Annotated in this window: 22 protein-coding genes and 1 tRNA gene; 9 read left to right on the forward strand and 14 right to left on the reverse strand. The window is 65.2% G+C overall.

The window, feature by feature from the left end; translation table 11 throughout:
- Positions 1-2 precede the first annotated feature (2 nt).
- Positions 3-485: an aminoacyl-tRNA deacylase gene (locus ACWGQ2_RS04730; RefSeq protein ID WP_452014825.1), complete on the forward strand. Its 483-nt coding sequence runs from the start codon at positions 3-5 to the stop codon at positions 483-485.
- Between the two features lie 88 nt (positions 486-573).
- On the opposite strand, the gene rplL is transcribed toward ACWGQ2_RS04730, so the two are convergent.
- From rplL to ACWGQ2_RS04770, 8 genes are all read right to left on the reverse strand, one after another.
- Complete coding sequence (rplL, locus tag ACWGQ2_RS04735; RefSeq protein ID WP_091602597.1) at positions 574-951, reverse strand: 50S ribosomal protein L7/L12; 378 nt, start codon at positions 949-951, stop codon at positions 574-576.
- Positions 952-1,012: 61 nt separating this feature from the next.
- Positions 1,013-1,579 (reverse strand): 50S ribosomal protein L10, encoded by a 567-nt coding sequence (gene rplJ, locus ACWGQ2_RS04740; RefSeq protein ID WP_152226442.1) that lies wholly within the window; start codon positions 1,577-1,579, stop codon positions 1,013-1,015.
- Positions 1,580-1,863: 284 nt separating this feature from the next.
- On the reverse strand, positions 1,864-2,955 hold the full coding sequence (locus ACWGQ2_RS04745; protein WP_452014828.1) for a GNAT family N-acetyltransferase: 1,092 nt from the start codon (positions 2,953-2,955) through the stop codon (positions 1,864-1,866).
- Positions 2,956-3,078: 123 nt separating this feature from the next.
- Positions 3,079-3,786 carry a 50S ribosomal protein L1 gene (gene rplA / locus ACWGQ2_RS04750; protein WP_325789315.1) on the reverse strand — a complete coding sequence of 236 codons (708 nt, stop codon included), beginning with the start codon at positions 3,784-3,786 and terminating at the stop codon, positions 3,079-3,081.
- A gap of 136 nt (positions 3,787-3,922) precedes the next feature.
- On the reverse strand, positions 3,923-4,354 hold the full coding sequence (gene rplK, locus ACWGQ2_RS04755) for a 50S ribosomal protein L11 (RefSeq protein ID WP_091602584.1): 432 nt from the start codon (positions 4,352-4,354) through the stop codon (positions 3,923-3,925).
- Between the two features lie 126 nt (positions 4,355-4,480).
- The gene (gene nusG / locus ACWGQ2_RS04760; RefSeq protein WP_452014831.1) at positions 4,481-5,278 is read right to left on the reverse strand and encodes a transcription termination/antitermination protein NusG; all 798 of its coding nucleotides are present in this window, start codon (positions 5,276-5,278) and stop codon (positions 4,481-4,483) included.
- Positions 5,279-5,376: 98 nt separating this feature from the next.
- Positions 5,377-5,646 carry a preprotein translocase subunit SecE gene (secE, locus tag ACWGQ2_RS04765; RefSeq protein ID WP_091602578.1) on the reverse strand — a complete coding sequence of 90 codons (270 nt, stop codon included), beginning with the start codon at positions 5,644-5,646 and terminating at the stop codon, positions 5,377-5,379.
- A gap of 102 nt (positions 5,647-5,748) precedes the next feature.
- Positions 5,749-5,821, reverse strand: a tRNA-Trp gene (locus tag ACWGQ2_RS04770).
- Between the two features lie 379 nt (positions 5,822-6,200).
- On the opposite strand from ACWGQ2_RS04770, the gene ACWGQ2_RS04775 reads away from it, so the two are divergent.
- Complete coding sequence (locus tag ACWGQ2_RS04775) at positions 6,201-7,424, forward strand: pyridoxal phosphate-dependent aminotransferase (RefSeq protein ID WP_452014833.1); 1,224 nt, start codon at positions 6,201-6,203, stop codon at positions 7,422-7,424.
- Here ACWGQ2_RS04775 and ACWGQ2_RS04780 read toward each other — a convergent pair.
- Both ACWGQ2_RS04780 and ACWGQ2_RS04785 read right to left on the reverse strand, forming a co-directional pair.
- Positions 7,421-8,077 (reverse strand): LuxR C-terminal-related transcriptional regulator, encoded by a 657-nt coding sequence (locus tag ACWGQ2_RS04780; protein WP_452014835.1) that lies wholly within the window; start codon positions 8,075-8,077, stop codon positions 7,421-7,423. The two genes, ACWGQ2_RS04775 and ACWGQ2_RS04780, sit on opposite strands and share 4 nt — an antisense overlap.
- Positions 8,074-9,351, reverse strand: a complete 1,278-nt coding sequence (locus tag ACWGQ2_RS04785; RefSeq protein WP_452014837.1) for an ATP-binding protein — start codon at positions 9,349-9,351, stop codon at positions 8,074-8,076. Before ACWGQ2_RS04785 ends, ACWGQ2_RS04780 begins: the two co-directional genes overlap by 4 nt.
- Positions 9,352-9,485: 134 nt before the next feature.
- Here ACWGQ2_RS04785 and ACWGQ2_RS04790 point away from each other — a divergent pair, with 134 nt between their 5' ends.
- The 5 genes from ACWGQ2_RS04790 (at position 9,486) to ACWGQ2_RS04810 (ending at position 13,595) form a co-directional block, all read left to right on the forward strand.
- On the forward strand, positions 9,486-11,015 hold the full coding sequence (locus ACWGQ2_RS04790) for a PspC domain-containing protein (RefSeq protein WP_452014839.1): 1,530 nt from the start codon (positions 9,486-9,488) through the stop codon (positions 11,013-11,015).
- A complete protein-coding gene (locus ACWGQ2_RS04795) occupies positions 11,012-11,308 on the forward strand; it encodes a hypothetical protein (protein WP_452014841.1) in 297 nt (98 codons plus the stop codon). The genes ACWGQ2_RS04790 and ACWGQ2_RS04795 overlap by 4 nt, the downstream gene beginning before the upstream one ends.
- An 82-nt stretch (positions 11,309-11,390) precedes the next feature.
- Positions 11,391-11,630 (forward strand): PspC domain-containing protein, encoded by a 240-nt coding sequence (locus ACWGQ2_RS04800; RefSeq protein ID WP_452014843.1) that lies wholly within the window; start codon positions 11,391-11,393, stop codon positions 11,628-11,630.
- Positions 11,631-11,781: 151 nt separating this feature from the next.
- Entirely contained in the window at positions 11,782-12,810 is a 1,029-nt protein-coding gene (locus ACWGQ2_RS04805; protein ID WP_452014845.1) for a 6-phosphofructokinase, read from the forward strand.
- A 65-nt stretch (positions 12,811-12,875) separates the two neighbouring features.
- Entirely contained in the window at positions 12,876-13,595 is a 720-nt protein-coding gene (locus ACWGQ2_RS04810) for a GNAT family N-acetyltransferase (protein WP_452014847.1), read from the forward strand.
- 53 nt (positions 13,596-13,648) lie between these two features.
- Here ACWGQ2_RS04810 and ACWGQ2_RS04815 read toward each other — a convergent pair whose 3' ends face one another.
- From ACWGQ2_RS04815 to ACWGQ2_RS04830, 4 genes are all read right to left on the reverse strand, one after another.
- Positions 13,649-14,047, reverse strand: coding sequence for an ankyrin repeat domain-containing protein (locus tag ACWGQ2_RS04815; protein ID WP_452014849.1), 399 nt, complete (start codon positions 14,045-14,047; stop codon positions 13,649-13,651).
- Positions 14,048-14,136: 89 nt separating this feature from the next.
- On the reverse strand, positions 14,137-15,234 hold the full coding sequence (gene ygfZ, locus ACWGQ2_RS04820; protein WP_452014851.1) for a CAF17-like 4Fe-4S cluster assembly/insertion protein YgfZ: 1,098 nt from the start codon (positions 15,232-15,234) through the stop codon (positions 14,137-14,139).
- 61 nt (positions 15,235-15,295) lie between these two features.
- Entirely contained in the window at positions 15,296-15,895 is a 600-nt protein-coding gene (locus tag ACWGQ2_RS04825; RefSeq protein WP_152226415.1) for a nitrobindin family protein, read from the reverse strand.
- Positions 15,896-16,118: 223 nt separating this feature from the next.
- Entirely contained in the window at positions 16,119-16,868 is a 750-nt protein-coding gene (locus ACWGQ2_RS04830) for a hypothetical protein (protein WP_452014853.1), read from the reverse strand.
- A 136-nt stretch (positions 16,869-17,004) separates the two neighbouring features.
- On the opposite strand from ACWGQ2_RS04830, the gene ACWGQ2_RS04835 reads away from it, so the two are divergent.
- Together ACWGQ2_RS04835 and mshD are read left to right on the forward strand one after the other, a co-directional pair.
- Positions 17,005-17,715: a winged helix-turn-helix transcriptional regulator gene (locus tag ACWGQ2_RS04835; RefSeq protein WP_452014855.1), complete on the forward strand. Its 711-nt coding sequence runs from the start codon at positions 17,005-17,007 to the stop codon at positions 17,713-17,715.
- Between the two features lie 41 nt (positions 17,716-17,756).
- A complete protein-coding gene (gene mshD, locus ACWGQ2_RS04840) occupies positions 17,757-18,725 on the forward strand; it encodes a mycothiol synthase (protein WP_452014857.1) in 969 nt (322 codons plus the stop codon).
- The last annotated feature ends 58 nt before the right edge of the window (positions 18,726-18,783 follow it).

The raw sequence follows: 18,783 nt of genomic DNA on the forward strand, positions 1-18,783 counted from the left end.
GTTTGGCTCCCTCCCCCACCGGCCGCGAACGGGTGCTGGCGGCCGCAGACCGCCTTGGCCTCGACGTCGAGATCACCGAACGGCCCGCGGCTGCCAGCCTGGCCGAGGCGGCGCAGCTGCTCGGTATCACCCCGGCAGACATCGTCAAATCCCTGGTTGTCCGTCGCCGGGCCGGTGAATATCTGTTCGTCCTCGTTCCCGGCGACGCCCAGATTTCCTGGCCCAAACTGAGGGCAGCTGCGGGTGCAAACAAACTGATGCTGCCGCCGGCAGAGGAAGCGTTCGAGGCCACCGGGTATACCCGCGGAACCATCACGCCGCTGGGCAGCAAGGTGGCATGGCCGGTTTTCGCCGCGCCGGATATCAGGGGCAGGCGCGTATCGATGGGTGCGGGCGAGCACGGTGCGAGTCTGTTCGTTGACGGGGATGCGCTGCTGTCTGCCCTGGACGCAACGGTTGCGGACATCACCGAACCGCTCCCCTAGGCAGCCCCAACCCGGGTACGCAAAAACCCCCGCCTCGAGAACGAAGCGGGGGTTTTTGCTGGTCTGCGGCAGTGCCGCAGAAGCAGTACTACTTGAGGGTAACCGTGGCGCCGGCAGCCTCGAGGGCTTCCTTGGCCTTGTCGGCGGTCTCCTTGTTGGCGCCTTCGAGGATAGCCTTCGGAGCACCGTCAACCAGGTCCTTGGCTTCCTTCAGGCCCAGGGAAGTCAGCGCGCGGACTTCCTTGATCACTGCGATCTTCTTGTCGCCAGCGGCTTCGAGGATAACGTCGAATTCGCTCTTCTCTTCAGCAGCTTCAGCAGCGCCGCCGCCAGCCGGACCGGCAACTGCAACAGCAGCAGCGGTGACGTCGAAGGTCTCTTCGAAGAGCTTCACGAAGTCGGAGAGCTCGATGATGGACAGTTCCTTGAAAGCTTCAATGAGCTCTTCGTTGGTGAGCTTCGCCATGATGTGGCGTCCTTCCTATAAGTGGTGCGCTAAGGCACCGGGAGTTGAGGGTGAAGAGTTATTACTCTTCGGTGGCTGCTTCGGCGGCCGGTGCTTCTTCTGCGGCAGCCGGAGCTTCTTCCGCAGCGGGAGCAGCAGCGCCGCCTTCTTCTTCGAGCTTGATGCGCAGGGCATCGACCGAGCGGGCCAGCATGGACATCGGGGCCTTGAGGACACCGGCGACCCGTGCAAGCTGGAACTCGCGGGACTCGAGCGCAGCCAGGGCAGCAACACCGGACGCGTCAAGGGCGTTGCCCTCGAAGATACCGGTCTTGATGATCAGCTGCGGGTTGGTCTTTGCAAAATCCGTCAGGCTCTTCGCAGCGGCGACTGCGTCACCCTTGATGAAGGCAATTGCAGTGGGGCCGGAGAGCTGGCCATCGAACGCGTCGATGCCGGCTTCCTTGGCTGCAATGCCCGTCAGGGTGTTCTTGACGACCGAGTACTTGGTGTCCTGGCCGAGCGAACGGCGCAGCTCCTTGAGCTGTGCAACGGTGAGCCCGCGGTATTCGGTTAGGACAGCAGCGGTTGAATCCTTGAAATCGTTGGCGATTTCTTCAACTGCTGACACCTTGGTTGGCGTTGCCATAACCCTCCTTCCGGGGAAATAATGCCGGTGGATCGGGTCCCAAACACAAAAAACGCCCCGGGCAGATGCACGGGGCGGCACTCAACGGACCTGGATCCGGAGTTCACTTCGTTCACCTGCGCAGGCCGCCCTTGGAAGGGACTTTCGGATGGTTCTCCAACCGGATTCCACGCGCGGAAGCTGAAGGTTCAGCTTTACTGTGGGATTGAAGGCACATCGACCGACGGTCTTTGGTAGTTCAAGAGTACGGGAGATCCCGGCAGAGACCAAATCCGGGGCCGGCCTTATCCTGCTGCCACGCCGGCCAGCCGCTTCTGCCATTGCCCTGCCCAGCCTACCGGGCGGAAACCGAGTGCTTCATTAATCTGCAGCATGTGCCGGTTCTCTTCGGCGTTCCAGGTGTAGACCCGTTCAACGCCGGGGTACTCAGACTCCAGCCGCAGCAGGTTGGCTGCCTTCAACACCATTCCCAGCCCATGGCCGCGGTGTTCGCGCAGGACCAGGGTGTCATCCTGCATGGCAACACGGGGCCGTTCCCGGCTTATCTCCAGCACGGTGTGGCCTGCGAGCCGGCCCGTGGCCGTTTCACGCACCGCGCAGCACAGCACGTCATACCCGGCCGCGGCGCGTGTCCTCTCGCTGAGCCGCACCCTTGCCGCATCCCAGACTTCCTCTTCCCAGTCCATGTCCCCCATAGGGGCATCGGTGCTCATCCGGCGGCGCAGCAGGGCGTAGTCCTCCAGCAGCTCTTCGGGCGCACTGCCCGTCCACGCCATCAGCTCATACCGGCCGCGCACCTGCTGCAGTAAGCGCTTCAGCACCGGCTCCGGATTGGCTTCGGATACCTGCAGCAGGCTAATCCTGTCTGCCTGCTCAAGTCCAAAGCCCGCCGCTGCCGCAAACCGGGCTGAGCGGTCCGCGGGCACCTCACCCGCTCCCGTGGCCGGGCGCAGCACCGGCGCGCTGTCCACAGCGAGGATATGTTCTGATTCGCCCTCCAGCACGGTCCGGCCCTGTTCTGCGGCGTACTTCTCGGCAGCCTGCAGCAGGGCCCTGCCCAGTCCCTGCCCCTCCGCCCGCACTTCAACCATTACTTCCAGCCAGGCCAGATGCGTGTTGTCGGCCAGCGGAAGGATCAGGACGGCCACCCCGGCAGGGTTTGGCCCGGCGGGTGCCAGGATGACCCTTACGCCGTCCTGGCGGGGCTGCATTACAGCCAGCTGGGCAGCTGCGCTCTCTTCGAAGTCTGAGTGCCCCCAGAGCCTTCTGGACCGTTCGTTGACCAAGCGGACGACGGCGAGGAAAGCGTCCGTGCCTTCCTCGCCAAGGGCCCGGGGCACTGGAGAGACCCGCACCGGGCCGAACATGGAAGTCATGGCTTAATCCTGCAGTCCGGGCCGATGCCTGTCATGCCAACACACTCCGGACACGCAAAAGCGGCCGCAGCGTTACGCTGCGGCCGCTTTGAGTGCTGCCGGCCGGGGCCGGGAGCGGTAAGGCTACGCTTCGGCGAGGACCTTGGTGACGTTCGGGTCAACGGCGATGCCGGGGCCGAAGGTGGTGGTCACGGTGGCCTTCTGGATGTAGCGGCCCTTGGCTGCGGACGGCTTGAGGCGAAGTACTTCTTCCAGGGCAGCGGCGTAGTTCTCTGCCAGCTTCTGGGCGTCGAAGGACGTCTTGCCAATGATGAAGTGCAGGTTGGAGTGCTTGTCGACGCGGAAGTCGATCTTGCCGCCCTTGATGTCGGAGACAGCCTTGGCGACGTTCGGGGTCACGGTGCCGGTCTTCGGGTTCGGCATGAGGTTACGCGGGCCGAGCACGCGGCCCAGGCGGCCGACCTTGCCCATCAGGTCCGGGGTAGCCACTGCGGCATCGAAGTCGGTCCAGCCTGCAGCGACCTTCTCGATCATGTCGTCGGAACCAACGAAGTCGGCGCCGGCAGCGATGGCTGCTTCTGCCTTCTCGCCGGTGGCGAAGACGAGGACGCGGGCGGTCTTGCCCGTGCCGTTGGGCAGGTTGACCGTGCCGCGGATCATCTGATCAGCCTTGCGGGGGTCAACGCCCAGGCGGAAAGCAACCTCAACGGTGGCGTCCGTCTTGGACGGGTTGGTTTCCTTGGCCAGTGCTACGGCTTCGACCGGCGCGTACAGCTTGTCCGCGTCGATCTTTGCCACAGCGGCTTCATATGCTTTGCTGCGCTTTGCCATCTGCTTTTTCTCCTTGTGCAGTTGTGGTCTGTCGGACCGCGCTCGGCCCTGCCACGTGCCGGTGACGCCCGTTGCGGGCGGTCCGGCTGAATGAATTTGGTTGTGCCCGGCTTCTCAGCCGTGCGGTGAGGCTTATTTAGCCTTCGACGGTGATGCCCATGGAACGGGCGGTGCCGGCGATGATCTTGGCGGCGGCCTGGACGTCGTTGGCGTTCAGGTCTTCCATCTTCTGGGTGGCGATCTCTTCGACCTGTGCCTGGGTCAGCTTCGCAACCTTGACGGTGTGCGGGGTGCCGGAGCCCTTGGCAACGCCTGCAGCCTTCTTGATCAGTTCAGCCGCCGGAGGCGTCTTGGTGATGAAGGTGAAGGAACGGTCTTCGTAGACCGTGATCTCGACCGGGATGACGTTTCCGCGCTGGGATTCCGTTGCAGCGTTGTACGCCTTGCAGAATTCCATGATGTTGACACCGTGCTGGCCAAGGGCGGGACCAATCGGAGGTGCCGGGTTGGCGGCGCCTGCATTGATCTGCAGCTTGATAAGGCCGGTGACCTTTTTCTTGGGGGCCATGAAAGGGTCCTTCTCTGAAATAAGTTCCCGAAGGACAGGAGCGTCCGTCCGGGTTGGTGGCCGCCGTGGCGCGGCGGCCGTACGCTGCCGTTCAGGATAAAGCGGTCCTGTACGGAGCGAAGTCTGTTACTGGATCTTGGTGACCTGTCCGAAGGAGAGCGTTACCGGGGTTTCGCGCTCGAAGATGGTCACCAGAACCACCAGCTGCTGGGATTCGGGCTTGATCTCGGAGATCGTGGCCGGAAGGGTCTCGAACGGGCCCTCGTTGACGGTCACGGACTCGCCCACCTCGAAGTCCACGGCAATTGCGGACTGTGCAGCCTGCGCCGGGGCGCCGGAGGCAGTGGTCTTCGGGGACACCACGGTGTGCTCAAGCATGGAGAAGACTTCGTCCAGGCTCAGCGGTACCGGGTTGTGCGCATTGCCCACAAAGCCGGTGACGCCGGGAGTGTGGCGGACGACGCCCCAGGAAGCATCCGTGAGTTCCATGCGCACCAGCACGTAGCCGGGGATGCGCACGCGGTTCACGATCTTGCGGGTGGTGTTCTTGATCTCGACGACTTCCTCCATCGGAACCTCGATCTGGAAGATGTTCTCTTCCATGTCGAGGGTCTGGATGCGGGTCTCGAGGTTGGCCTTTACGCGGTTTTCGTAACCGGCGTAGGAGTGGATGACGTACCAGTCACCTTCCTGGCGGCGCAGCTTTGCCTTGAAGGCTGCAACGGGGTCCTCTTCGGGCTCGGCAGCAGCAGGGGCTTCTTCCCCGGCTTCCGCTTCGTCGGCAGGAGCCTCGTCAGCATTCTCAGCGTCTTCGGCCGATGCGTCACCGGCATCCGCCGCGGCGTCTGCTTCGGTTACCTGATCCTCGGTGTCCAGATCAGCGGTTTCGTCATTGATCTGTGAATCGAGTTCTTGCTCGGACACGTAGATTCCTGCTTTCTTCTTCAGCTCTATTGGTCTGTCACTAGCTCAGTTCTTCGAACGGACCTTCCCCGCACAGCGGGCGGAAGGGAATTCGATGGCTAGCTTTCGCCGCCGCCCGAACCGAAGATCCACAGTGCGCCAGCACCAAAGACAAAGTCCAGAAGGGACACGATGATGATCATGACCACCACGAAGGCGAGAACCACGATAGTGAACCGGACCAGCTCCTTGCGGGTGGGGGTCACTACCTTCTTCAGTTCGGCAATGACCTGGCGCAGGAAGAGAGCGATGGCGCCGAAGAAGCCCCGCTTCTTCGCTGGCTTGCCGGAGGGGTGTCCCTTGGAGCTGCTGGCAGCTGTCTCGGTCACCTTTCGCCTCACTCATCTGTTCGGTTCACGGCCCCGCAGCCTCAGGCTGGGCACCGCTGCTTCATGAAGGACTGCTTTAGACGGCGAAACCGACGTCATGCGCAGGGCAGACAGGACTCGAACCTGCAACCTGCGGTTTTGGAGACCGCTGCGCTACCAATTGCGCCACTACCCTTCGGGAGATTCCACTTTACCGGTACATACCGCTTCCGGCCTAACCGGTCCGCGGGCATGATTCAGTATCAACAGAACAACACCGAGGAATTAGTCTACGCAATCTTTCGCCCGGAGTCGAACCGGGGTTCCGCCGCGCCCCGGCGCCCGTCCCGCCGCGCCGGATGTGCGCGCCAGCGGACGCAGAATTCCCGGCCCGGAACCCCGCCCGGGAAGAGTAAAAGACTGAAATGTGTCTCCGGCACGCCTAAGCTTGGCTTGCATAAATGAACTGCCGGGAATCGCCGGGCCGGACCAGGTTCCCGGAGACAACCCGCAGGTCGGACGCACACACAAACTCGATACTGCACGCATCCAGTACCAAACCAGACGGGAACGCCATGCCTTCCAACGGCCGAATCTCAGAGCGCATCGCCTCCATTGCAGAATCCGCCACCCTTGCAGTTGACGCGAAGGCCAAAGCCCTGAAGGCTGCCGGTCGTCCGGTCATCAGCTTCGGTGCCGGCGAACCCGATTTCCCCACTCCCGGGTACATCGTTGACGCCGCCGTTGCCGCGGCGCAGGATCCCCGCTTCCACCGCTACTCCCCCGCTTCCGGATTGCCGGAGCTGAAGAAGGCCATCGCGGAGAAAACACAGCGCGACTCCGGCTACTCCGTGGATCCTTCCCAGGTGCTGGTGACCAACGGCGGCAAGCAGGCGGTTTACGAAGCATTCGCCACGCTGCTCAATCCGGGCGACGAGGTCCTGGTGCCGACGCCGTACTGGACCACTTACCCCGAGGCAATCCGGCTGGCCGGCGGCGTTCCCGTTGAAATCTTCGCCGGCCCCGAGCAGGACTACCGTGTCACCGTTTCACAGCTGGACGCTGCCCTGACCGAGAAGACCAAGGTGCTGCTCTTCGTTTCTCCGTCCAACCCGACCGGTGCCGTCTACCCGCCTGACGACGTCGCGGAAATCGGCATGTGGGCTGCGGACCACGGCCTGTTTGTGGTCACGGATGAGATTTACGAACACCTCACCTACGGCGGCGTTCCCTTCACCTCGATTGCCGCCCGCTGCCCCGAGCTGGGCGACAAGGTGGTCATCCTCAACGGGGTGGCCAAGACCTACGCAATGACCGGCTGGCGGGTCGGATGGATGATTGCCGCCCCCGATGTCATCAAGGCGGCCACCAATCTTCAGTCCCACCTCTCCTCCAATGTCTCCAACATCTCCCAGATGGCAGCGCTGGCAGCCGTCTCCGGTCCGCTGACAGCGGTGGATGAGATGAAGATTGCCTTCGACCGGCGCCGCCGGGCCATGGTGGAGGCCCTGAACTCGATCGACGGCGTCGAATGCCCGATGCCGGAGGGCGCTTTCTACGCCTACCCGGATGTGCGCGGTCTGCTGGGGAGGGAATTCCCGAACGCCGCCGGGCCGGTTCGGCCGCAGACCTCCGCAGAGCTTGCCGCACTGATCCTGGAGGCGGCGGAAGTCGCCGTCGTACCGGGTGAAGCCTTCGGCCCTTCCGGGTACCTGCGCCTCTCCTACGCCCTCGGGGATGAGGACCTTGCCACCGGAATGGCGCGGCTGAAGGACTTCCTGGGCCAGGCTAAGCCCTAGAGCAGCCTGCGGGCTGCAGCCCACCTGGTCAGTTCATGCCGGGATGAGAGCTGCAGCTTCCGCAGGACTGCTGAAACGTGGGTTTCCACGGTCTTGACCGAGATGAACAGCTCCTTGGCGACTTCTTTGTAGCTGTAGCCGCGGGCAATCAGGCGCATGACTTCCCGTTCCCGCACGGAAAGCCGGTCCAGTTCATCCTCCACGCTCACGGTCGTGGAAGCCCCGAAAGCGTCCAGCACAAATCCGGCCAGCCGGGGCGAAAACACCGCGTCGCCTCCCGCCACCCGGACCACGGCGTCGGAGATCTCCGCTCCGGAGATGGTCTTGGTGACATAGCCGCGGGCTCCTGCCCGGATCACCGTGACAACGTCCTCGGCGGCGTCGGAAACACTCAGGGCCAGGAACCGGGTGGAGCCCAGCAGGTCCGCGCAACCGGCAATGACTTCCGCACCGCCTCCCCCGGAACCGCCGGGCAGGTGAACGTCCAGCAGAACCACCGAGGGCCTGGCTTCGCGGATCGCCGCAACGGCAGTTTCCACGGTTGCCGCCTCCGCAAGGACCCGGACTCTTGCATCCAGGTCAGCTTTCAGGCCGGACCTGAAAATGGCGTGGTCATCCACGACCACCACGTCGATTGGGTCTGCTGCACTCACGGGTTCTCTGCTTCCTTCTCCTGCGCCGCCTGGATATCCGCTCCGCCCAGCGGCAATGCCAAATGTATCTCGGTGCCGTTAGGACTGCTCCGCACCCGTGCCGAGCCGCCGTGGCGCCGCATCCGCCCCATGATCGATTCACGCAGGCCAAGCCGGTCCTCGGGGACGCGGTCCGGGTCGAAGCCCGGGCCCCGGTCCCGGACAAAGACCTCTGCCGCTTCAGGACTGCACTCGAGGTAAAGCGAAATCTGTCCTCCTGCGTGCTGGGCAGCATTGAACAGCGCAGCCCTGGCCGCCTGCACCAGCGCCGAACTCTGAACCGTCAGCTCCCCCGTGCCCACGGCCACATAGTCCACCGGATGCCCGTAGGCATCTTCGACTTCGGCAGCCACGGCCTTCAGCGCATCTGCCAGGGTGCCGGTGCCCTTCTCCGGATCGGCATAAAGCCACTGCCGCAGTTCCCGTTCCTGGGCCCGGGCAAGCTTAATGACCTCAGACTCGGACCCGGCGCGGTTCTGGATCATGGCCAGGGTCTGCAGCACCGAATCATGCAGGTGCGCGGCTATTTCAGCGCGTTCTGTCTGGCGGATGCGCCCGGCACGTTCAGCCTGGAACGCCCGCCACCACCGCACCGCCCACGGTGCCAGAACCAGCGCAATGCCGGCCAGGACAGCGATCGACGCCAGCGAGGCCGCCAGCAGCACGTCCCAGGTGACCGAGCCGGAGACCACCAGCAGGAATCCGGAAACCACCAGCACCAGACCGGTGATAAGGCGCAGCAGTCCCATCTTCCGGTCCGCTCCGGCTCCGGCCACCAGTCCGGCTTTTCGGCTGGCATCCAGCTGGGACCAGGCCAGCACCGCACCGGCAGCAATCACGGCGAACGGGAAGAGGAGCTGGAGGTTGATCTGCGCCCCTAGCCCCTGGGCCACAACGGCGGCGGCTACGACCAGGAGCGCGAGCCCAATCAGGATTTCACGACTGCCGATGAGACCGGCTCCGGTACCTGCCCGGTTCGCCTGGCCCTGCTGCAGATACCTGGCAAAGTTATCCGCCACGCTGCGCGGGTTCCTGTCCCCGGCCGCGGCCTGTTCTTCGGCGGTGGGCACCATGATCCACAGCCAGCCGTAAAGGATGATGCCCGCGCCGGCCACCAGCGAGAGCACCGCCATCAGGACGCGGACCGTCCCGACGGGCATGCCCAGGTGGACGGCCAGCCCGGAGCAGACACCGGCAACCACCTTCTCGGGCGGGCGGAGCAGGGGAGGTCTCATGGTCCAATCCAAGCACGCCGGGAGCCCTGAAACGGCACATATTTCCTTCCCTGTGCCCTGATCAGGGGTACGTTCAGGGGTGGCTCAGGGGAAACCCGGATGTCTTGGCGATGCCGGATTGGAAGACTGGAAGCATGAACTCGCATCCTACTGACCCCGGACTGCCCGGCGGGGAGCACCCCCGGCCGGTACCGCCGCCAACGCCCGGCGCAGCACCCTACGGCGGCCCCCCTGAGAATTCATTCTTCGCCTGGCTCCGGCAGCTGGGCATCCGGCGCTCTGCCGACCGCTGGATCGGCGGCGTCGCCGGCGGCATCGCGCAGCGCACCGGCCTCGACCCGGTACTGGTCCGCGGCATCGTGATCGTGCTCTCGATCTTCGGCGTCGGCGTCGTTCTGTACGGCGTCGCCTGGGCGCTGCTGCCGGAACCGGACGGACGGATCCATCTGGAAGAGGCTGTCCACGGCACCTGGACCTCCGGGATGACCGGAGCCCTGGTCTTCACGGTGCTTGGCCTAGGCGGACCCGGCATCTCCTTCTGGGCGAACGACAGCTGGCTGGGGTCCGTTTTCTGGGGTCTGTTCTGGGTAGCAGCGGTGGTGCTGGGCATTTACTGGCTCACCACCAGGGCCGGACGCGCCAAGAGCGCAGCCACCGGCCAGGCCGGTGCTCCCGGCCGGCCCGGGAATCCCCTGAACAACCCTGTGCCTGGCCAGGCCCCGTACAACCAGGGTCCGTACAGCCAGGGCCCCCCGGCGCAGCAGGGGTGGCCGTCCGCGGGAATGCACGCCGGCGGTTCAGAGCGGTCCGCCGGCACACCGCATTCTCCCGCGGGATCCATGCCCGGACCTGCTCCGGCCGGCTATCCCGGCCCGGATGCACCCACCATGCCGCTGCCCTTTGACGCCCATCCGGCCGGTCCGTCCGGCCAGGCGAAGGCATCAGACCGGGAGTTCGACGGCATCTACGTCCAGTTCCCTCCCCCCGGCAAGGAACCGAAACCCGTCAGCTGCCATCCGCCGGCGTCCTGGGTTGCCCTCATCTGCGGTTTTGCCCTCCTGGCGGCCGGAGTGCTGCTCGCCCTGGATTACACCGGCATTTACGAAACCGGTTCCCCGGTGTCCGTAGCCCTGGCGGCGGCCGGGGTGGTCCTCGGTCTGGGAATCGTAGGCCTCGGCGCGGCCGGCAGGTCTTCCGGGCTGGCCGGCGGGCTGGGCGTCCTCACGCTAATCGCCGCCCTGCTGTTCAATGGCAGCTTTGCGTATCGGAACCTGGTGGTGGCCAACGAATCCAACTGGAGCGTGTCCCAGTCCGGCACCGCGTCGGAGGGATACAGTGTTGCGGCGGCAGACGGAAACCTTGATCTGCGCGGTTTGGCTGATGACCTGTCCGACGGAGACATCACGGTCCCGGTCAGCGTCGCCGCAGGTGACCTGACCATCCTGGTGCCGGACGACGCACCGGTCTCCGTCTACTCCGAGATGGCGCTGGGCAACGTGGAACTCGAACACGGCGGAAGGTTCACATCCACCGGCGGGCTCTGGGTGGGCCCGCAGGAGCGCACCCTCAATCCTGATGCGCGCGGAAACCGCATCATCATCGAAATCAAAGGTGTCGCCAGCAACGTTCTGGTGACCACGGATGAAAGCAGCCTGGACCGATGAGCGAATCCAACAACGATCGGCCGCGCAGGTACGACGCGGACCCGGCCTCCTTTGAAACACCGTCGGAAGCCGGGTACCTCCCGGAGCCTGAGCCTGAGCATCGTCCGGTGCGGGTGGGCACCATCGTCTGGGGCCTGGTGCTGGCAGTCGCCGGCGCCCTGATCCTCACGGTGCAGCTCACCGGCCTGCGGCTGGACACCGGCATGGTTCTGCTGGGACTGCTGATCGGAGCCGGTGCGGCACTGGTGATCGGCGGCCTGCTGGCAGTCCTGGGAAAGAACCGCACCGGCTAATTCCTCCTCCACGGCTTTTCGCCTCTGGCCGAAACGGCCGCTCTACCGCCCTCAGAGCCCCAAAAGAAGAAAGAATGAATCGATGGACAAGTTTTTTGACGTGCTGCGTTCCTCCCCCATCAAACGTGCCCGCGGCGGCTGGCTGGCCGGCATCTGCGCCGGCATCGCCCAGAAGTTCGGCTGGGACGTCTCGCTGGTCCGCATTGTGGTCCTGCTGAGCTTCCTGCTGCCGTTCATCGGCGTCGGCACCTATCTAGTGGCCTGGCTGCTGCTGCCCACCACGGACGGCACCATCCTGCTGCAGAAGTTCATCAGCCGCTGATTCCGGGCGGGCCCGGCCCTGTGTTACGTGCCTTTGGCACTAATCCTCGTAATGCCGGGCCCAGGCGGAGCGCCGGATGCCGGGCGCCCGCCTGCTGGTGGCTAGAATCGTAGGAGGCCGCCGCCCACCTACCAGATCCAGGGGTCACGTAATGAAGATCGGCATCCTTACCAGCGGGGGCGACTGCCCCGGACTTAACGCGGTTATCCGTGGAGCGGTACTCAACGGGATCAAGACCCACAACGTGGAGTTCGTCGGTTTTCTCGACGGCTGGCGCGGCGTGGTCGACGGCGACATCATCGATCTGCCCCGAACCCGGGTCCGCGGCATTTCCAAACAGGGCGGTACCATCCTGGGAACCTCCCGGACAAACCCGTTCGAAGGCCCCAATGGAGGCCCGGACAACATCCGGAAGACACTGGAGCGGCTGGGAATCGACGCTGTCATCGCCATCGGCGGCGAGGGAACCCTTGCAGCCGCGCAGCGCCTGACCGACGCCGGACTGAAGATCGTCGGCGTTCCCAAGACGGTGGACAATGACCTCGATGCCACCGACTTCACGTTCGGATTCGACACTGCCGTCCAGATTGCCACCGAAGCAATCGACCGGTTGCGGACAACCGGCGAGTCCCACCACCGCTGCATGGTTGCCGAAGTCATGGGCCGGCATGTCGGCTGGATCGCGCTGCATTCCGGCATGGCCTCCGGTGCACACGCCATCCTGATACCGGAGAAGCCGGTGAGCCTTGACCAGATTGCCCAGTGGGTCAACGAGGCCCGGGAACGCGGCCGTGCACCCCTGGTGGTCGTGGCGGAAGGCTTCGTGACCACGGACATGGAAGCCCCTCATTCCGAACGCGGGCTGGATTCCTTCGGCCGGCCGCGGCTGGGCGGAATCGGTGAACTGCTGGCTCCGGAAATCGAAGCACGCACCGGCATCGAGACCCGTGCCACCGTTCTGGGCCACATCCAGCGCGGCGGTGTCCCCACTGCGTTTGACCGTGTGCTGGCCACCCGGCTTGGCATGGCTGCCGTGGACTCGGTTATGGACGGGCTGTGGGGGACCATGGTGTCCCTGCACGGCACTGACATCGTGCGGGTTGGGTTCGAAAAGGCCCTGGGCAACCTTAAGACCGTTCCGGAGAGCCGCTACGAGGAAGCCGCCATTCTTTTTGGTTAGGTCCCCTATTAGTTTGCCATCCGCACCTTGCGCCGCCCTGCGCACACCCGTGTAACTTGAGTTCTATGGACCTTGACCCCGGCACTATTGCCATTATCCAGCTTGCCTGGTCCCGCAGGCTGGGCTTGGAAGACGACGCGCTCTCCGCTGCTGAGGACGAAGAGCGCATATACGACGTGCAGGACGAAGCGAACGAAGTGAAGTTCGTCCGGCTCTTCGGCCGTGAGGTTTTTTCCGGACCGGAATGGGCGGCAGAGCAGGTTCGTTCCAAGAGCACGGCCGAGCTCAGCAGCTTTTCGGGCCTTTTGCGCCTCTCCCTGGACCACGGCGGACGCGGCATGGCCGAGGAACACCTGTATTACACGGATTCCTATCCCCCGATTCCCGTGGCGGAGGACCTGGCCATTGCGGATGACTTCCAGTATGCCGAAGCCCTGGAGCGCCTCTGCCCTCCGGACGACGTAGTGGAGGCCAAACTCTCCCGCCACGACATCCTCTTTGTCCTGGTTGATGACACAGGACCCGGCGCCCCGGTGCCGCTGGCCGGAGCCGGCTACACCATCCGCGAGGGCATCCTGGCCGACGTTGGGACACTAACCGCACCGGACCACCGGACGCGCGGACTGGGCTCCTACGTCACCTCAATCGCCGTCGAGGATGCCATGGCGGCAGGACTGATTCCACAGTCCCGAATCCAGTCCAACAACCTGGGAGCCAGCCGCACCGCTGCGGGGGCCGGCTTTGTCTCTGCCGGCCTGTGCACGTCGGTATCCCTGCCTGCCTAGGTACCCCGCTCGACGGCCGGCGGCGGCGCGTGGGCTGCGCTGCTACGGGGCGGCTAGCCCTCCAGCAGGTCCGCGCGCTGGAAGTACGCCGCCGTGGCCCGGGCAGAGGGGTTACCGGCGTCGGCATCCGCCCCGGCAGCCAGCAGGGTGCGGACAACGTCTGCGTACCCCTTGAACACGGCGCCTGCCAGCGGTGACTGTCCCCGGTCGTTGAGCGTATTGACATCCGCACCCAGTTCGATCAGCAGCTGCACCGTTCCGGCGTGCCCGTGGTAAGCAGCGAGCATCAGCAGCGAATCCCCGGCGGCGTTGGTCAAGGTGGCGGGCACACCGGCGCTAACGTAGGTCCGCAGCAGCTCTGTGTCCCCCTGGCGGGCGCCGTCGAACAGCCGTTCGGCGAGCTCCAGCATCTCCTGGTCCGCTGCGCCGCCCTGGGTGGGATTCTCAGTCATCTGGCTCGTCCTTCCGTACCGGCTCGCTGCCGGGTCGCTCGAATACTGTGTGCCGCCTCGAAAGACGCGAAGGCGCCGGCCCGGCCGCGCTAGCTGCGCGGACGGGGGGTCCGCAGCAGGCCCGTCGGGCGCCCGACGGCCTGTCCGGCGTTCGGGGAAACAATCAGTTCCTGGGCTGCCGCATAGAGTTCATCCTCGTCCTCGACCACCAGCTGGGCTTCCGGATCCACGGAGCGCTTAATGACAGCCAGGGCCACCGGGCCCATTTCATAGTGCTGCCCCACGGATGTCACACGGCCAACCACCCGCTCGCCGAGTTTGACCGGGCTTCCCGCTGCAGGGAGGGTGTGCTGCGACCCGTCCAGCTGCAGGAACACCAGCCGGCGCGGCGGATGTCCAAGGTTGTGCACGCGGGCAACGGTCTCCTGGCCCTTGTAGCAGCCCTTCGCCAGATGGACCGCCGTGCGGATCAGGTCCAGTTCATGCGGAATAGTCTTGTCATCTGTCTCTGCCCCCAGCCGCGGGCGCCAGGCGGCGATGCGGAGGGCCTCGGCTGCCATGGATCCGGCCAGAGAGTGCCCTGCGGCGCTGACTGCTGCCTCCAGGCTGTCCCGGGGAATCAGGTACTCGTACCAGGGGCGCTCGTATCCGGGGTGCGCAGGGTCAGCAGATTCCGTGTACGCATGTCCGCCCGGACCCACCTGGGGCCAGGGATCCGTCCAGACTGCAAAGTCCGACCACGCGGGCACCGGAGCCACCGAGCCGGCCACGGCCCAGTCGGCGGTTACATCCTGGACTTCCACCCGGAGCATGAACTTCATGCTGTTCAGCCAGGCAGCGAGTTCAGGTGCTTCAGCACCTTCAACAATCAGCCAGGCGCGTTCGCCGTCGTCGAGTATGCGGGCGTCGTGTTCGATTCTGCCCTGGATGCTCAGCAGCAGCAGCTCAGAGCTCTCCCCGGGTTTGAGGGCAGCCACCTGCTGGGAGGAAAGGGTGTTGAGCCAGCTCAGCCGGTCCGCTCCGGAGACGGTGACGACGCCGCGGCTGGAGAGGTCGGTGACGGCTTCACCGCGAGCCAGCGCACGCTGTTCACGCAGGGGATCGCCGTAATGGGCTGCCGTACCGGCATCGGCGCCGGCAGCTTCGACAGCGCCGGGGCGGGCAAGGAGGGGGCTTTTGATGCTCATGTCAGGTGCAACGTCCTAGCCTGGGAACGGTATTCCGTTCCCCTTCGAATCGAGCTCGGGATCAGTCCTGCTTCTTGAGGATCGCCGAGGCATGCGCTTCGAGCGCCTTCCCTTCGGCAGCGACGTCCCAGCGCCAGTACAGGTCCCCGTTCACCAGGCCGTAGATCCGGGTGGCGGCGGTGTATTCCTTGGAGTTAACGCCGCGCATCACGAGGTCGGTGGTGAGCTGGATCTGGGGGCCCTTGATCTGGCCATAGTAAAGTTCGGCGATTCCGCCGGGGTGCACGATCGTGGCGGTGATGTCGAACCCGCCGGAATCATTGCGCAGTTCCTCGACTTCGTCGGCACTGCGCAGCGCCGGCACGATGTCCGCCGGGATGAGTCCCGGCCCGCCGTCGGCGTCGTTCAGGGGGCGGTCCAGCGCCCAGAACCCGGTTTCCACGGCGAGCGGGCGCAGCACTGTGCCTGCCTCGTCCGTCAGCCAGCTCTCGGCTGTGTACTGCAGGTAGGGCAGACCGTTCTGCCGGAACGTTACCCGCTGGGAGAAGTGCTCGGACTCGGCATCACCTTCGCCGAGGCGTCCGGTTCCTTCCCAAACTCCCAGCAGCCAGGAGAGCGGAACAAGTTCGGGCGTGAGGTCTGTGGGGATCTCCATTGGCATGGCCGGACCCTTCCCTTTTCAGCTCGGGGTGGTTTTAGGGGTTCGAGTTACTTCTGGCCCTTGTACAGGCGAGCAACAACGAGGGCTGCGAAACCTGCCATAGCCAGGCCAGTGACACCCAGAAGGACGATGAAGAAGATTTCAAGAGCAAGAAGCGACATGCCTACATCCTAACCCGCCCGGCGGGTGCTTTGTCTCGTGTGACTCCGTGGGCCGGGGCCGGTTAGGGAACCAGGAGGCGGCCGGCAAAGTAGACAGCGGTGCCAAGCGCCAGCACGGGAAAAGCTCCCGCGGCCAGGATTCCCAGGAGCCCCGGAGAGTCATCCCGGATCAGCGCCAGACGGCGCACGGCCACAATGACGGCGGCGCAGAGAGCGCCCACAAAGGCTGCGGCCAGCAGCGGCAGCCCGGGAACCAGGGCCGCTGCTCCGGCGGCGGCAAGAGCACCGGCAACGACGCCGATGGGCGCCGTGATGCGGTCCGCCAGCGGTATCAGGGAGATCAGCATGGCCACGGCGATTGCAGCCGCACCGGAAATGATCAGGCTTTCCGATCCCCCGCCGGGAAGGCGGTCGGCAGCAACCCAGCCGGCAGCCATGCCGGCAACAAGGGTTCCGGCGATCACGCCGATGGTGGATTCAAGCCGGTGCGGCTGGCCGGTGCCGCGCAGCAGCTGGATGAGGAAAACGGCGCCCACTCCGACGGCGACGATGCCGGGCAGCCAGGTAAGCATGGCCGTAGCCGGGGCGAAGTAGGCCGCAGCGGTGCCTCCGGCACCAACGAGCGCCAGGACCAGTCCCTGGCTCTTGCGGGCGGGAACACCAAGCAGGTACGGCCAGCCGAACCCGGCAACCGCAGCTGCAGCACCGGTGAAAACTGCGGTGGCCTCGGGGGAAACAAAGGATGCCGCCACGATTCCGACAAGTACAGTTGCCGCCGGCACCGCTATGCTCCAAAGTTTCACCCTAGCCATACTGCCTTATTACGCAGCGTGGATAAAAGCTACGGGCTGCCGGGCCGCCGCTGGGTATACTTTCAACCACTCTTCGGCCGCTGGGGACCGGACGGGATACGTGCCCAATGATGTGCGCCCAACTTTCGGAGGATCTATGTCGCACATTCTGCTCCTGACCAACAGTCCGGGGTCATCTGTTGAGGTGCTGCCTGCCCTGGAACTGCTCAACCACAAGGTCCACATAGTCCCGGCAGAGCCCACTGCACTCCTGGACATCGATCCCTGCGACGTCGTGCTGGTTGATGCCCGGAAAGACCTCGTGGGGGCCCGGTCCCTGACGCAGCTGCTCAAGGCCACCGGCCTGGGCACTCCCCTGGTGCTCGTCCTCACCGAAGGCGGCATGGCTGCGGTCGCCGCCAACTGGCTGGCCGACGACGTCGTTCTGGACACCGCCGGGCCCGCCGAGCTTGAGGCCCGCCTGCGCCTGGCAGTTTCACGGACCCAGGCCGCCGCAGAGGAATCCAGCACCGAAATCCATGCCTCCGGCGTCGTCATCGATGAGGCGAGCTACACCGCACGCGTCAGCGGCACGGCCCTGAACCTGACCTACAAAGAGTTCGAGCTGCTGAAGTACCTGGCCCAGCACCCCGGGCGCGTCTTCACCCGCGACCAGCTGCTGCATGAGGTGTGGGGGTACGACTACTACGGCGGCACCCGCACCGTGGACGTTCATGTCCGGCGCCTGCGGGCGAAGCTCGGCCCCGACCATGAGAACCTGATCGGCACCGTCCGCAACGTCGGCTACCGCTTTGCCAAGGCCCGCACCCATGAGGAGCAGACGGCAGCCGCAGGGCACGAGGCCTGAGCCGTCTCCCAACCTGGGCCGTGAATGGTTAGTCTTCTTCAATGAGCGAGAATCCCCTGACCACATGGCCTGTCCTGACTACGCACGGCACCCCGGAGGAATCCGCGCTCGCCGGCATCCTGGAGCTGGCTGCTGCCGCCGCCGAGGCCGACGGCAACCCGCCCTTTTCCGAGCAGACGCTCGTTGACCTGCGTTCTGCGTCCGCTGATCCTGACCGGGTGCGGGTCTTCCTCGCGCTGACCCACGATGAGCACTCCGATCCGGCCACGGCACAGGAGCTCGCCGGAGCCGCCGTCCTCACTGCTTCCGCCGACGACGGCAGTGTGCTGGAACTTGTGGTGCACCCGAACTACCGCAACAAGGGCGTGGGAACGTCGCTGGTCCAGGCTGTCCGCCAGGACGCCGGGCAGGACTTCAAGGCGTGGTCGCACGGGAACCACGAGGCAGCGGTCAAGCTCGCAGCGCGGTTCGGTTTCCAGCCGGTGCGCGAGCTGTGGCGGATGAGGCTCTCCCACGACGCGCTTTCCCAGGGCCTGCCGTCAGCGAACCTGCCCGACGGCGTGCAGCTGCGGCCGTTCGTTCCGGGCCAGGACGAGGAGGCGTGGCTGGCGGCAAACGCAGCGGCCTTCGCCCATCACCCCGAACAGGGAGCGATGACCCGCGCCGACCTTGAAGCCCGCATGGCCGAGGACTGGTTCGATCCCAACGGCTTCCTGCTCGCCGTCCGCGAGTCCGACGGCGAACTGCTGGGCTTCCACTGGACCAAGGTCCACCCCCGCAGCGGCAGCCACCCCGCCATCGGCGAGGTGTACGTGGTTGGAGTGACCCCGCAGGCGCAGGGATCCGGGCTGGGAAAGGCCCTGACCCTGGCCGGAATCAGCTACCTGCACGAGTCCGGACTGGACGCCGTCATGCTCTATGTCGATGCGGACAACACCGCCGCGGTGGCTCTCTACCGCAAGCTCGGTTTTGTGCGCTGGGACGTGGACGTGATGTACGCGGCCGAATAAGCACCGGCTGCTTGTAGGGTTGAGGATATGGGCCTTGGCCGCCTGCGGTGCAGGGGGG

It is taken from the genome of Arthrobacter sp. NPDC055585, from assembly GCF_053619115.1.